The following is a 13,562-nucleotide window of genomic DNA, read 5'->3' as shown; positions in this document are numbered from 1 at the left end:
TGATTCCCGTTTGACCCCAACATACCGCAAATCCGGCGGGAGTAAAGACGAAAGCCGCGCCACGCGCGGCGCAAAGGGTCAGGCCCTGCAGGCGGGCCGGTCCTTGTCGGGCAGGGTCCCGTTGAGGAAGATTTCGATACACTGGCGGAAGTGGGCGATGCGTTCCTCCCGGCCGGTCCAGTTGAACCCGCCCAGGGCGTCGAGAAAGACCGCGCCGATGAACGTGTCCACGAGCATGCGGGCCGCCATGCTCGTGCTGTCGATGACCAGCCGGCCCTTGCGGCACTGCCGGTCCAGCCAATCCTTCAGTCCCTCGAGCGCCTTCTGACCGCCGTAGTGGCGCAGGATTTCGCGCAGTTGCGGGTGCTGCAGGGACTCCGCATTGGCCGTGCGCAAAAAGCCCGCGCGGATTTCGTAGTTTTCCTGGTCCATGTCTATCATGAACATGCGGGCCAAGGCCTGGTCCAGGGGGAGGTCGTCGTAGCCGTCCCCGAGGTCGATCAGCTTCAGGCGATGGGCCTCGACCACGGCCACGAACACATCGAGCTTGCCGGGGTAGAGGCGGTACAGGGTCTGCTTGGAAATCTTGCACTGCGCGGCAAGCTCGCAAGTGGAAGTCCCGGCGTATCCCTTTCGAACAAAGAGCTTTTCGGCCGACAGGACGATCTGCTTGCGGCGCTCGGCGTCGGACTTGGCCTTGGGACGCCCGCGCCGGGCCTTGACATCGGACCCCATTTTGAGACCTCCGTTTAACATTTTTTCACAATTTATTCGATTGACAGTAGCGCAAAGCGACCATATTAGTACTGGCGAGTACCGTAAATGATGGCGCTTCGACGCGTCAAGGAGGAATGCGCATTGCAGATCCTGTCCATATATTCCCGTTTCGCAACGGGCCGTGTAGCTTATGTCCCGTTGCTCCTGTTGAGCCTGCTGGTCCTTGGAGGGCTTGCCGGCTGCGAGGACAAAACCCCCAAGGCCTCGGCCACCCAGGCTCCGGTCGAGGTCGGCATTGAGGTCCTGCACCCGAAGTCCGTGCCCCTGACCACCGAGCTTCCGGGCAGGACCAGCGCCTCGCTGGTGGCTGAAGTCCGCCCCCAGGTGGACGGCATTCTCCGCGAGCGGCTGTTCCGCGAAGGCAGCGAGGTCCAGGCCGGCGAAGTGCTCTACCGGGTCGCGCCCTCGACCTACCAGGCGGAGTACAGCAACGCCCTGGCCGCCCTCAAGAAGGCGCAGGCCTCCCTGCCCAGCTCCGAAAGCAAGGCCAAGCGCTACGCCGAACTGATCGGCCAGGGGGCCATATCCGAGCAGGACTACCAGGACGCCAAGGCCGTGTACGAGTCCGACCTGGCCGCCATCGCCTCGGCCAAGGCCGCCCTGGAGAGCGCCAAGATCAGCCTGGATTACACCGATATCAGGGCCCCTATCAGCGGCCGCGTGGAGATGTCCGACCTGACCCCCGGCGCGCTGGTCACCGCCAACCAGAGCGCGCCGCTGACGACCATCCGGCAGCTCGATCCCATCAACGTGGACCTGACCCAGTCGAGCACCACCATGCTCAACCTTCGCCAGGCCATCACCTCGGGCGCGATCACCGTCGAGGGCAAGACCATGAAGGTCAAGCTCAAGCTCGAAAACGGGACCATCTATCCCTATGAGGGGACCGTGGAGTTCTCCGGGGCCAAGGTGGACGAGTCCACCGGCACCTACACCCTGCGCGCCGAATTCCCCAACCCCGACCGGCTCCTGTTGCCCGGCATGTACGTCCGGGCCATCATCGAGGACGGCGTGTTCCAAAACGGCTACCTGGTGCCCCAGATGGCCGTCGGCCGGACCCCCAGGGGCGAAGCCACGGCCCTGTTCGTGGACAAGGACAACAAGGTCCAGCGACGCATTCTCAACGTGCGTGGCAGCCACGGCAACTCCTGGCTGGTCGGTTCCGGCCTCAAGGACGGCGACCGCCTGATCATCCAGGGTTCCCAGTCCGTCCGCCCGGGCCAGGTCGTGACCGTCCAGGAGATGGTCGTGGACGACGCCACCGGCGAGATCAAGCCCGTTTCCGCCGCCACATCCTCCGCCACCGAAGCTCCCGCTACCGCAGCCAAGGAAAGCTAGGCCGAACATGTCCGAGTTTTTTATCCGGCGGCCCATCTTCGCATGGGTCATCGCCATCGTCATCATGCTGGGCGGCCTGCTGGCCCTGAGGACACTGTCCGTCTCCCAGTACCCCGACATTGCCCCGACCACAGTCCGCATCACCTGCTCCTACCCCGGCGCGGACGCCAAGACCGTGGAAAACTCGGTGACCAAGGTCATCGAGCAGGGCATGACCGGCATCGACTACCTGGACTACATGACCTCCACGTCGACCTCCACGGGCCAGACGGAGATCTCCCTGACCTTCACCAACGCGGCCAACCCCGACGTGGCCCAGATGCAGGTCCAGAACAAGCTGCAGCAGGTCATCTCCCAGCTGCCCGACGTGGTCCAGAGCAACGGCCTGAGCGTGACCAAGTCGTCGGCCAGCTTCCTGATGGTCCTCGGTTTCGTCTCCACCGACGACACCATGACCTCCACGGACATCGCCGACTTCGTGGACAGCTCCCTGAACGACACCCTCAAGCGCGTGGAGGGCGTGGGCGACACCCAGCTGTTCGCCTCGGCCTACGCCATGCGCATCTGGCTCAACCCGGACGAGCTGACCGAATACTCGCTCATGCCCAGCGACGTGGCTCGGGCCATCGAGGCCCAGAACACCCAGATCTCCTCCGGACAACTCGGCGGCCTGCCCGCGGTCCAGGGTCAGCAGCTCAATGCGACCATCACCGCGCGCTCGCGGCTCCAGACCCCGGAACAATTCCGGAACATCATCATCAAGAGTTCCCCCGACGGCTCGGTGGTGCGCATCCGCGACGTGGCCCGAGTCGAACTCGACGCCGAGAGCTACACGACCAGCACCACCTACAACAACCATCCCACCGCGGGCCTGGCCATCCAGCTGGCCACCGGGGCCAATGCCATCCAGACCGCCGAAGCCGTTGTGAAGACCATCAACGAGCTCAAGCCGACCTTCCCGGCCGGGGTGGACGTCGTCTATCCCTACGACACCACGCCCTTCGTCAGGTTGTCCATCGCGGACGTCATCGAGACCCTGATCGAGGCCATCGTCCTGGTCTTCTTCGTCATGCTCCTGTTCCTGCAGAACATCCGGGCCACGTTCATCCCGACCATCGCCGTGCCCGTTGTCCTGCTCGGCACCTTCGCGGTGCTCGCGGCCTTGGGGTACTCGATCAATACATTGACCATGTTCGCCATGGTCCTGGCCATCGGCCTGCTCGTCGACGACGCCATCGTCGTGGTCGAGAACGTGGAGCGCGTCATGGCCACCGAGGGGCTCGGGCCGCGCGAGGCCACGAGCAAGTCCATGAAGGAGATCTCCGGGGCCCTGATCGGCATCGCCACGGTCCTGTCCGCGGTCTTCGTGCCCATGGCCTTCTTCGGCGGCTCGGTGGGCGTCATCTACCGCCAGTTCTCGGTGACCATCGTCTCGGCCATGCTCCTGTCCGTGGTGGTCGCCCTGATCCTGACCCCGGCCCTGTGCGCGGCCATGCTCAAGCCCTCGCACGGCAAGCCCAGATTTCGCTTCTTCAACTGGTTCAACCGGGTCTTCGAAACCGGGACCAACGCCTACCACGACGGCACGGCCTGGATGCTCCGCCGCACCGGGCGTTTCCTGCTGATCTTCGTGCTCATCACCGGCATCATGGGCTGGCTGTTCTACCGCCTGCCCAGCTCCTTCCTCCCCGTGGAGGACCAGGGCATCCTGTTCGCCATGGTCCAGCTGCCCACGGGCGCCACCCAGGAGCGGACCAAGCGGGTGCTGAAAGAGGTCAGCGACCATTTTCTGAACGACGAGAAGGCGGCCGTGGAGGGAGTGCTCACCGTGGCCGGCTTCAGTTTCAGCGGCGCGGGCCAGAACATGGGCATCGCCTTCATCCGGCTCAAGCCCTTCGATGAACGCAAAGACCCGTCTATGTCGGCCCAGGCCGTCGCCGGGCGGGCCATGGGCGCCTTCATGAAAAACCGCGACGCCCGGATATTCTGCCTGGCCCCGCCGGCCATCCACGGCTTGGGCAACTCGAACGGCTTCGACTTCTATCTGCGCGACGTCAACGGCGCCGGGCACCAGAAGCTCATGGAGGTGCGCAACCAGTTCCTGGGCATGGCCGCCCAGAGCCCGCTGCTGGCCAACACCCGGCCCAACGGCCAGGAGGACGAGCCGCAGTACCACATCGACATCGACCAGGAAAAGGCCAGCGCCCTCGGGCTCTCCTTCTCGGACATCAACACCACCCTGTCCACGGCCTGGGGCAGCGACTATGTCAACGACTTCATCGACCGCGGCCGCGTCAAGCCGGTCTACCTGCAGGGCGACGCGGACTTCCGCATGCAGCCTGAAGACGTGAACCGCTGGTTCGTGCGCAACGACAAGGGCGGCATGGTTCCGTTCGCCTCCTTCGCCACTGGCCGCTGGACCTACGACTCCCCGCGCCTGGAGCGCTACAATGGCTCCTCCGCCCTGGAAATTCAGGGCCAGGCCGCCCAGGGAGTCAGCTCGGGCGACGCCATGGCCGAGGTCAAGAGGCTGATCTCCCAGCTCCCGCCCGGCTACTCCATGGCCTGGACCGGCCTGTCCGCCCAGGAGGAGCTCTCCGGCAACCAGGCCGCGCCGCTCTACGCCATCTCGGTGCTCGTGGTCTTCCTCTGCCTGGCCGCCCTGTACGAGAGCTGGTCCATCCCGTTCGCGGTCATCATGGCCGTGCCCATCGGCATCTTCGGCGCCCTGCTCGCGGCCAGTTCCTTCGGGCAGAGCAACGACGTCTACTTCAAGGTCGGCCTGCTGACGACCATCGGCCTGACGGCCAAGAACGCCATCCTCATCGTGGAGTTTGCCGTGGCCGAGCAGGCCGCGGGCCTGGGCGTCATCGCGGCCACCCTCAAGGCGGCAAAGCTGCGCCTGCGGCCCATCCTGATGACCTCCTTCGCCTTCATCCTCGGCGTCACCCCCCTGGCCGTGGCCGCGGGAGCGGGCTCGGGCGCACAGAACTCCGTGGGCATCGGCGTCATGGGCGGCATGATCGCAGCCACCATCCTGGGCATCTTCTTCATCCCCCTGCTCTATGTGGGGCTGCGCAAGGTCTTCAAGTACAAGGCACCACTACACTTGGACGACAACACCGTTCCGGCCAAGACGGCCCCGGCCGTTCCGAAAGGCCCGGACGAGACCGCCTAGGTGACCACCCGAAAGCCTAAACCTCAAGGCCGCGCCCAGGATTCCGGGGCGCGGCCTTTTCCCTCCCGCCGGGGAGGGCTTGCCGCCGCCCTGCCCACGCGCCGACACGGAAAGTCACTTTTTCACGCCCGCCCGACGGACCGCAAAACCAGGAGAAACGGGCCTTCCGCCGCGCCGGGGCTCGGTTGGGGAAACAGCCGGGCGCAGCAATTTCGTCACACCCTCTTGACAACTTTTTTGAAAGCTGCAAAGGTCGGCTAAGTTTAACGATAAACTAAGTCAATTTTGAGAGCGCCCCGGGTTGTTTCCTGATCGGGCATTGTGTAAAATAAACCTTTTATTCCAAGGAAATAGTTAGAGCAATCCACCCCTAAGCCGATCGGCGGCGACCCGCAACGCCGGGAAAGACACCGGGAACGAAAACGGGCGCCCCGGCGACAAGGCCGAAGGACGCCCCGCCGGAGCGGGCACAATCGCCCGCCAGCCCGTCCGAATCAACTTCCGACCGCGCATGGAACAATAAAAAATATTTCATTCCAATATAATGGAGATACAACATGCCAGATAGCCTTCAGAAGAACGACAAGACCTTCCTCGAAGAAGTGGAGCGGCGCAGCGGCCAGCACATGGTCGAGTGCTACCAGTGCGGCAACTGCACTGCGGGCTGCCCCTTCAACTTCGCCTATGACCTGCCCGTGAGCAAGATCATGCGCCTGGTTCAGCTGGGCCAGCGCGAGGCCGTGCTCTCCTGCCACTCCATCTGGCTGTGCGCCTCCTGCCAGACCTGCACGGCCCGCTGCCCGAACAACATCGATGTGGCCAAGATCGTGGACGTCCTGCGCCACATGGCCCGCGAAGCGGGCTATGCAACCGAGCGCAACGTCAAGGCTTTCGGCGACTCATTCCTGGCCTCCGTCAAGAAGCACGGCCGCCTGCACGAACTCGGCGTGGCCGTGGGCTACGAGATGCGCACCGGGCGTTTCCTGACCGACATCGACCTGGCCCCGACCATGATCGGCAAGGGCAAGCTCTCGATCAGGCCCCACCACCTGCACGGCGCCGACAAGGTGGCCGGCATCTTCAACCGATTCAACGAGGGAAACCATGACTAACTCCGCCATCGCCTACTACCCCGGCTGTTCCGGCAAGGGATCGTCCGAGGAATACGACCTTTCCACGCGGGCGGTCATGCGCCGCCTGGGCGCGGAACCGCAGGAGATCGAGGATTGGAACTGTTGCGGCTCCTCCCCGGCCCACATGGTCAACCACGAACTGTCCGCGGCCCTGTCCGGCCGCAACCTGGCCCAGGCCAAGCGTATGGGGCACCACCTGGTAACCACCCCCTGCCCGAGCTGCCTGACCAACCTGAAGAACGCCCAGCAGGCCGCTTGGGACGAAGACAAACGCCTTAAAATCAATAAGTTGATGGACGATGAATGCCCCACGGACGTGGACTCCATCTCCACCCTCCAGTTCTTCACCGAACATATCGGGCTGGACCGCATCCGCGAGGCCGTGGTCTCGCCCCTGCCCGCCCTGCGCGTGGCCTGCTACTACGGCTGCCTGACCACCCGGCCGCCCAAGCTGATGCGCTTCGACGACCCGGAGAACCCCATGAGCATGGACAACATCCTCGCCGCCTGCGGCATCGAAGTCGTGCCCTTCCCCCTGAAGACGGACTGCTGCGGAGCGGCTTCCGGCATGCCGCGCAACGACATAACCACCCGGCTTTCCGGGAAAATTTTGGATATGGCCAGTGAACTGAAGGCCGACGCCGTGGCCGTAGCCTGCCCCCTGTGCCAGATGAACCTGGACCTGCGCCAGAGCCAGGTGAACCGCGCCCGGCGTAGCCGGTACCGGATGCCGATCTTCTATTTCACCCAGCTCATGGGCTTGGCCATGGGGCTCCCCGAGAAGGAGCTGGGACTGTCCAAACTCGCCGTCAACCCCGAACCCTGCCTCGCACGGGCAGGCGTCCGCTAAAGGAGGCGTCATGCGCATAGGCGTTTTCGTCTGCCATTGCGGCACCAACATCGGCGGCACCGTTGACTGTCCACAAGTTGCCGAATCAGCTGGAGAAATCCCCGACGTCGTCTTCGCTTCCGACGAGATGTACACCTGCTCGGAACCGGGCCAGGAGAGCATCGTCAACGCGGTCCGGGAACACGACCTGGACGGTGTGGTCGTGGCCTCCTGCTCGCCCCGCATGCACGAGCCGACCTTCCGCCGGGCCGTGGAGCGGGCGGGGCTCAACCCGTACATGTTCGAGATGGCCAACATCCGGGAGCACGTCTCCTGGGTCGGCCGCGACAAGAAGGCCAACACCCGCAAGGCCCTGGAACTCGTCCGGATGGCCGTCGCCAAACTGCGCAACGCCACCCCTCTGTATAGTGATAAGTTTAACGTTACACGCAAACTGATGGTCATCGGCGGCGGCGTGGCCGGCATCCAGGCCGCCCTGGACGCCGCGGACGCGGGCATCGAAGTGGTCCTGGTGGAACGGGAGACGAGCATCGGCGGCAAGATGGCCAAGCTCGACAAGACCTTCCCGACCATCGACTGCTCGTCTTGCGTGCTCGGCCCGAAGATGGTCGAGGTCGCCCAGCACCCGAGGATCACCCTGCTGACCGCTTCCGAGGTCCAGGACGTGGCCGGGTACGTGGGCAATTTCACGGTCAAGGTCAAGCGCCGCGCCGTGTACGTGGACTGGGACGCCTGCACCGGCTGCGGCACGTGCATCGAAAAGTGCCCGAGCCGCAAGACCCCGGACCCGTTCAACGAGCACCTGGCCGCGACCACGGCCATCAACATTCCCTTTCCCCAGGCCATTCCCAAGAAGGCGGCCATCAACCCCGAGTACTGCCTGCACCTGACCAAGGGCAAGTGCGGCGTGTGCGCCAAGGTCTGCCCGGTGGGCTGCATCGACTTCGAGCAGCGGGACCGGGTCGACGAGATCGAGGTGGGGGCCATCGTGGTGGCCACCGGCTACGACCTCTTTGACCACTCCGTGTACAAACAGTACGGCGCGGGCAAGCTGCCCGACGTGATCACCTCCCTGCAGTACGAACGGCTGCTCAACGCCTCGGGGCCCACGGCCGGGCACGTCAAGCGCCCGTCCGACGGGGCCGAGCCCGAGCGCATCGTGTTCATCCAGTGCGTGGGCTCGCGCGACCGCTCAAAGGGCCGCCCGTACTGTTCGGGATTCTGCTGCATGTACACGGCCAAACAAGCGATTTTGACCAAGAGCCATTTGCCGGATTCACAGAGCTACGTCTTTTACATGGACATCCGCTCGCCGGGCAAGGGGTACGACGAATTCACCCGCCGGGCTCAGGAGTCCTACGGGGCCCAGTACATCCGCGGCCGCGTGTCGAGCATCCACCAGCACGGCAAGTCCCTGGTGGTGCGCGGCGCGGACACCCTGGCCGGCATGCAGGTGGAGATCGAGGCCGACCTGGTGGTCCTGGCCGTGGGCGTGGAACCGGCCAAGGGCGCGCTCGAACTGGGCGGGACCTTGCATATCTCGGCCGATTCCAACGGCTTCTTCATGGAGGGCCACCCCAAGCTGCGCCCCGTGGAGACCAACACGGCGGGCGTGTTCCTGGCCGGCTGCTGCCAGGGCCCGCGCGACATCCCCAACTCCGTGTCCATGGGCAGCGCGGCCGCGGCCAAAGCGCTGATCCTCTTCTCCAAGGCCCAGTTGGAATCCGACCCCCAGGTGGCCGCCGTGAACCCGCAGTTGTGCGTGGGTTGCTTCAAGTGCGTCCAGACCTGCCCCTTCGGGGCCATCAAGGAGTCCGAGGACCGCTTCGGCAATCCCAAGGCCGAGGTCCTGGCCTCGGTCTGCAAGGGCTGCGGCATCTGTTCCGTGACCTGCCCGCACGGAGCCGTCCAACTGAACAACTTTACCGACAACCAACTTCTCGCGGAGGTCAATGCGATATGCCCGCTTCCCCTGGCGTAGACTCCGGCAACGAACTGCGCATACTCGGCTTTCTGTGCAACTGGTGCTCGTACGGCGGCGCCGACTCCGCGGGCGTGGCCCGTCTGGAGCAGCCCACGGACCTGCGGATCATCCGCACCCCGTGCACCGGCCGCATCGATCCCCTGTTCATCGTTCGGGCCCTGATCAACGGCGCCGACGGCGTCCTGGTCTCGGGCTGCCATCCGGGCGACTGCCACTATGTGGAAGGCAACTTCCACGCCCGCAGGAGGCTGGAAACCCTCAAGCGCATCCTCCCCGTCACCGGCATCAACCCCGACAGGTTCATGTACACGTGGGTCTCCGCCTCCGAATCGGGCCGCTGGCAGGAAGTGGTCCGCGAGTTCACGGCCCGCATCCACACCTTGGGCCCGGCCCCGCGCATGTCCGACACCCTGACGGAGACCCTCGCGGCCGAGGGCCTTCCCATGCAGGCTACCAACGGAGTAAAATAAGATGGATGTCCTTGAAACCATGAAACAATCCATCAGGGAGGCCCTGCCCGGCCTCGACCTGGTCCTGGGTTGGGAGCAGGGCTGGGACGCCCTGCACGCCACCCCCCTGTTCATCCGCAAGGCCGAGGACGTGGACCGGCTCATTCTCGGCCCCACCTGCGTCCAGTCCCTGGCCGTTCAACTGCCCTCCCTCAAGGGCAAGAAGGTCGGCATCGTGGTCAAGGGGTGCGACTCCCGGGCCGTTGTCCAGCTCCTGCGCGAACGCCTGCTCGACCGCGCGGAGATCATCCTCTTCGGCTTCGGCTGCGACGGCGTGGTCAGCCTGAAACGGTTGACCAAGGTCCTCGGCGACCTGGATTCGGTCACATCCGTAAAAAAAACGGACGACCGGCTGGTCGTCGAGAGCCCCGACGGTCGCCGAGAAGCGGCCTTTGACGACGTCTGCGCGCCCAAGTGCCTGGACTGCGCCTGGCCCAACGCCGTGGAAAGCGACCACTTCGCCGGGCCGCGCCTGGAGCCCAGGCCCCCGGCCGAGAGCAAGACCGCCCTGGAGCGGTTCGAGGAGAAGTCCCTGGACGAACGGTTCGCCTTCTGGAAACGGGAGATGGAGCGGTGCATCCGCTGCTACGCCTGCCGCAACGCCTGCCCCATGTGCGTCTGCCGGGACAAGTGCCTGGCGGTGTCGCGCAACTCCAAGTTCGTGTCCCAGGAGGCCAACCCGTCGGAAAGCTTCATGTTCCAGCTCATCCACGTGATGCACCTCGCCGGGCGCTGCGTGTCCTGCGGCGAATGCGAGCGGGCCTGTCCCATGGACATCCCCCTGGGGCTGCTGCGCGCCCAGTCCACGGCCGTGACCGAGGAGCTGTTCCACGAGCAGGCGGGCACCGATCCTGAGGCCCCCCTGCCCCTGCTGACCTTCAAGACCGATGAGGAAACCATCGAGGAGCGCGATTGAGGATGGACACCATATTCATTCAACGTACGGACATCGGCCGCTGGCTCGACCGCCTGGCCGAAGAGCGCACGGTCTTCGCGCCGACCCGCAGGGACGGCGCCGTGGTCTACAGGCCCTACCGGACCGGATTCGTCCTCGAGCTGGACGCCATGCCGACCACCTCGCCCAAGGAAATCGTCTTTCCCCAGAACGAGACCCTGTTGACCTATTCCCGCGCCGGCAACGCCTCGGGCGGGGCCCCGAAGGTCGAGGCGCGGGAGACCCTCCCCGAGCAGAAGGCCGTCATCTTCGGCGCGCGCCCCTGCGGCGTGAACGGGCTGGGGGTCTTCGACCAGGTCTTCGACAACGACAAGACCCGCGACGCCTACTACACCGCCCGGCGCAAGGACACGCGGATCATCACCTTCGCCTGCGACCGGCCCCGGTCCACCTGCTTCTGCACCAACGTGGGCGGCGGGCCCGGCGACGCAGCGGGCTCGGACGTCATGCTCTACCCCCTGGGCGACGGGTTCGTGGCCGAGGCCGTGACCACCGGGGGGAAGGCCATGCTCTCCTTGGCCACGGGCGCTCCGGCCGGGGACAGGGAGGTCGCCGCCAAGGCCCTGGTGGAGACGGCCCGCGAAGCTATGCCCGAACCCTTGGAGCTCGCCCGGATCAGGGAGAACTTCGACAAGTGTTTCAACGACATGGAGTTCTGGGAAGAACAGAGCGGCAAGTGTCTGTCCTGCGGGGCGTGCGCCTACCTCTGTCCCTCCTGCCACTGTTTCAACATCACCGACGAGGGCACGGAGTCCGAGGGCAAGCGGCTGCGCAGTTGGGACAACTGCATGTCCTACACCTTCACCGCCGAGGCCAGCGGGCACAACCCGCGCGCGGCCAAGGCCATGCGCCTGCGCAACCGTGTCGGCCACAAGTTCGTCTACTTCCCCGAGACCCACGAGGGCGAGGTGGCCTGCCGCGGCTGCGGCCGGTGCATCGTTTCCTGCCCCTCTTCCGTGGACATCCGCCAGATCGCCAAGGCCATCCAGGAGTATTGCGATGACGACAAATAACCCGCTCATGCCCTTGATGGCGACCATCGTGGAGACCGTCCGGGAGACCGCCAACATCAAGACCTTCCGCGTCCGCCTCGACGACGAGGCCGCCATGCGGGACTTCACGTTCCTGCCCGGCCAGGTGGGCCAGCTCTCCCTCTTCGGCGTTGGCGAATCGACCTTCGTCATCAACTCCTCGCCCACGCGCATGGACTACCTCCAGTTTTCCATTCTGAAAACCGGGGAGGTCACCGCCGCCCTGCACCGCCTCAAAACCGGCGACCGCATCGGCGTCAGGGCCCCCCTGGGCAACTGGTTTCCCGTTGAACTATTAAAGGGAAAGGACATCCTCTTCGTCGGCGGCGGCATCGGCATGGCCCCGCTGCGCACCCTGCTCATCTACATGCTGGACAACCGCAATGATTTCGGGAAAATAACGCTTCTCTACGGCGGCCGATCCCCCGGCGACATGGCCTTTCAGGAGGATCTGAAGGAGTGGGCGGCCCGCCAGGACATGGACATGGTCCTGACCATCGACAACCCGGCCGACGGCTGGGCCCACGAAGTTGGACTTATCCCCAATGTTCTCAAAGAGATGAAGCCGACTCCCGAGAACTGCATCGCGGTCACCTGCGGGCCTCCCATCATGATCAAGTTCACGGTCATGGCCCTGCAGGAGCTCGGATTCCCGGACGAATCGATAATCACCACCCTGGAACGGCGCATGAAGTGCGGCGTGGGGCTGTGCGGACGATGTAACATCGGCGGAAAATACGTTTGTGTCGATGGTCCGGTATTTTCCTGGGCGGAACTGAAGGATCTGCCCCAGGAACTCTGATATCTGTCCCAAGTATCACAAAAAACCAAGTCTTAATCCATAGATGGATACCGGTTCCACAGTGGTGGGATCCGGACGAAAATTGACTTTCTAGTTAAAAATCCTGCCCTGGATACTTGACGAAGAGTGAATTTTATGTGACGACGGATTGAAAGGTTTACCGTTAAACTAACAGTCCTGTCAGAGGCGACAATGAGCAGTTACAAAAATGGGCATTCTCCGGACGCGGACGGCTTCTTCAACCTGGACGAGAACGTCTCCATCATCACCGGCGCTGCCGGCGACCTCGGGGCGGACATCGCCATGACCCTGGCCTCGCGGGGTTCCTCCCTGCTCCTGAGCGACCTGAACGCAGAGGGGCTCGAGGAAAAGGCCGATGCCATCCGCCGGGCCACAGGGCAACGGGTCGAGTGCGCGGTCACCGACGTCTGCAAGGTGGCCGATCTCAAGGCCATGGCCGCGGCCGCCATGGACGCCTTCGGGCGCATCGACGTGCTGGTCAACTCCGCGGGCATCAACATCCCGCAGGAGGCCATGGACGTGACCGAGGCGGCCTGGGACAAGGTCCTGGACATCAACCTCAAGGGTTCGTTCTTCGCCTGCCAGGCCGTGGCCGAGCACATGATCGCCCAACGCTCCGGCAAGATCATCAACATCTCCTCCCAGGCCGGCGCCGTCGGGCTCATCCGCCGGGCCGCCTACTGTTCCAGCAAGGGAGCGATCAACAACCTGACCAGGGAACTCGCCCTCGAATGGGCCCAATACAATATCAATGTCAATGCGGTGGCGCCGACCTTCGTGGAAACGAATCTCACCCGCCCGATGTTCGAGGAAAAGGAGTTCCGGGACTATGTCCGGGCGAACATCCTTTTCGACAGGCTGGCGGTCCCGGCTGACATCTCGGCGGGTGTGCTCTATCTGGCGTCCCCCGCATCGGACATGGTTACTGGCCACATACTTCACATCGATGGGGGGTGGACCGTTCATTAGAGTCAGGGGAAGTTA

11 protein-coding genes are annotated in these 13,562 nt (G+C 64.4%); 10 read left to right on the top strand and 1 reads right to left on the bottom strand.

Going from position 1 to position 13,562, the window contains the following annotated elements; translation table 11 throughout:
• Window positions 1-78 precede the first annotated feature (78 nt).
• Window positions 79-735, bottom strand: coding sequence for a TetR/AcrR family transcriptional regulator (locus V8V93_RS05905; protein ID WP_338669433.1), 657 nt, complete (start codon window positions 733-735; stop codon window positions 79-81).
• An 87-nt stretch (window positions 736-822) separates the two neighbouring features.
• Between V8V93_RS05905 and V8V93_RS05900 the strand changes: the two genes are divergently transcribed.
• From V8V93_RS05900 to V8V93_RS05855, 10 genes are all read left to right on the top strand, one after another.
• Window positions 823-2,115: an efflux RND transporter periplasmic adaptor subunit gene (locus tag V8V93_RS05900; protein WP_338669432.1), complete on the top strand. Its 1,293-nt coding sequence runs from the start codon at window positions 823-825 to the stop codon at window positions 2,113-2,115.
• Between the two features lie 7 nt (window positions 2,116-2,122).
• Entirely contained in the window at window positions 2,123-5,293 is a 3,171-nt protein-coding gene (locus V8V93_RS05895; protein WP_338669431.1) for an efflux RND transporter permease subunit, read from the top strand.
• Window positions 5,294-5,850: 557 nt separating this feature from the next.
• Window positions 5,851-6,405 carry a 4Fe-4S dicluster domain-containing protein gene (locus V8V93_RS05890; RefSeq protein ID WP_338669430.1) on the top strand — a complete coding sequence of 185 codons (555 nt, stop codon included), beginning with the start codon at window positions 5,851-5,853 and terminating at the stop codon, window positions 6,403-6,405.
• Window positions 6,398-7,276 (top strand): CoB--CoM heterodisulfide reductase iron-sulfur subunit B family protein, encoded by an 879-nt coding sequence (locus V8V93_RS05885; protein ID WP_338669429.1) that lies wholly within the window; start codon window positions 6,398-6,400, stop codon window positions 7,274-7,276. The genes V8V93_RS05890 and V8V93_RS05885 overlap by 8 nt, the downstream gene beginning before the upstream one ends.
• Before the next feature lie 10 nt (window positions 7,277-7,286).
• Window positions 7,287-9,257: a CoB--CoM heterodisulfide reductase iron-sulfur subunit A family protein gene (locus V8V93_RS05880; RefSeq protein WP_338669428.1), complete on the top strand. Its 1,971-nt coding sequence runs from the start codon at window positions 7,287-7,289 to the stop codon at window positions 9,255-9,257.
• Entirely contained in the window at window positions 9,236-9,730 is a 495-nt protein-coding gene (locus V8V93_RS05875) for a hydrogenase iron-sulfur subunit (RefSeq protein ID WP_338669427.1), read from the top strand. The genes V8V93_RS05880 and V8V93_RS05875 overlap by 22 nt, the downstream gene beginning before the upstream one ends.
• A 19-nt stretch (window positions 9,731-9,749) precedes the next feature.
• Window positions 9,750-10,685 carry a 4Fe-4S dicluster domain-containing protein gene (locus tag V8V93_RS05870; RefSeq protein ID WP_338669426.1) on the top strand — a complete coding sequence of 312 codons (936 nt, stop codon included), beginning with the start codon at window positions 9,750-9,752 and terminating at the stop codon, window positions 10,683-10,685.
• Between the two features lie 2 nt (window positions 10,686-10,687).
• Window positions 10,688-11,737, top strand: coding sequence for a 4Fe-4S dicluster domain-containing protein (locus tag V8V93_RS05865; RefSeq protein WP_338669425.1), 1,050 nt, complete (start codon window positions 10,688-10,690; stop codon window positions 11,735-11,737).
• Complete coding sequence (locus tag V8V93_RS05860; protein WP_338669424.1) at window positions 11,724-12,557, top strand: FAD/NAD(P)-binding protein; 834 nt, start codon at window positions 11,724-11,726, stop codon at window positions 12,555-12,557. The genes V8V93_RS05865 and V8V93_RS05860 overlap by 14 nt, the downstream gene beginning before the upstream one ends.
• A 192-nt stretch (window positions 12,558-12,749) precedes the next feature.
• Window positions 12,750-13,547 (top strand): SDR family NAD(P)-dependent oxidoreductase, encoded by a 798-nt coding sequence (locus tag V8V93_RS05855; RefSeq protein ID WP_338669423.1) that lies wholly within the window; start codon window positions 12,750-12,752, stop codon window positions 13,545-13,547.
• Window positions 13,548-13,562 lie beyond the last annotated feature (15 nt).

Source organism: Pseudodesulfovibrio sp. 5S69, assembly GCF_037094465.1.
GTDB classification, from domain to species: Bacteria; Desulfobacterota; Desulfovibrionia; order Desulfovibrionales; family Desulfovibrionaceae; genus Pseudodesulfovibrio; species Pseudodesulfovibrio methanolicus.
The sequence above is the reverse complement of the archived record's forward strand: the minus strand, read 5'-3'. Positions and strand labels throughout refer to the sequence as shown.

What these genes read in the sequence shown, in the direction of transcription:
- V8V93_RS05905 (WP_338669433.1), bottom strand. Translation starts at nt 735, where the DNA reads ATGGGGTCCGATGTCAAGGCCCGGCGCGGGCGTCCCAAGGCCAAGTCC.
- V8V93_RS05860 (WP_338669424.1), top strand. Translation starts at nt 11,724, where the DNA reads ATGACGACAAATAACCCGCTCATGCCCTTGATGGCGACCATCGTGGAG.
- V8V93_RS05900 (WP_338669432.1), top strand. Translation starts at nt 823, where the DNA reads ATGATGGCGCTTCGACGCGTCAAGGAGGAATGCGCATTGCAGATCCTG.
- V8V93_RS05870 (WP_338669426.1), top strand. Translation starts at nt 9,750, where the DNA reads ATGAAACAATCCATCAGGGAGGCCCTGCCCGGCCTCGACCTGGTCCTG.
- V8V93_RS05885 (WP_338669429.1), top strand. Translation starts at nt 6,398, where the DNA reads ATGACTAACTCCGCCATCGCCTACTACCCCGGCTGTTCCGGCAAGGGA.
- V8V93_RS05890 (WP_338669430.1), top strand. Translation starts at nt 5,851, where the DNA reads ATGCCAGATAGCCTTCAGAAGAACGACAAGACCTTCCTCGAAGAAGTG.
- V8V93_RS05895 (WP_338669431.1), top strand. Translation starts at nt 2,123, where the DNA reads ATGTCCGAGTTTTTTATCCGGCGGCCCATCTTCGCATGGGTCATCGCC.
- V8V93_RS05880 (WP_338669428.1), top strand. Translation starts at nt 7,287, where the DNA reads ATGCGCATAGGCGTTTTCGTCTGCCATTGCGGCACCAACATCGGCGGC.
- V8V93_RS05855 (WP_338669423.1), top strand. Translation starts at nt 12,750, where the DNA reads ATGAGCAGTTACAAAAATGGGCATTCTCCGGACGCGGACGGCTTCTTC.
- V8V93_RS05865 (WP_338669425.1), top strand. Translation starts at nt 10,688, where the DNA reads ATGGACACCATATTCATTCAACGTACGGACATCGGCCGCTGGCTCGAC.
- V8V93_RS05875 (WP_338669427.1), top strand. Translation starts at nt 9,236, where the DNA reads ATGCCCGCTTCCCCTGGCGTAGACTCCGGCAACGAACTGCGCATACTC.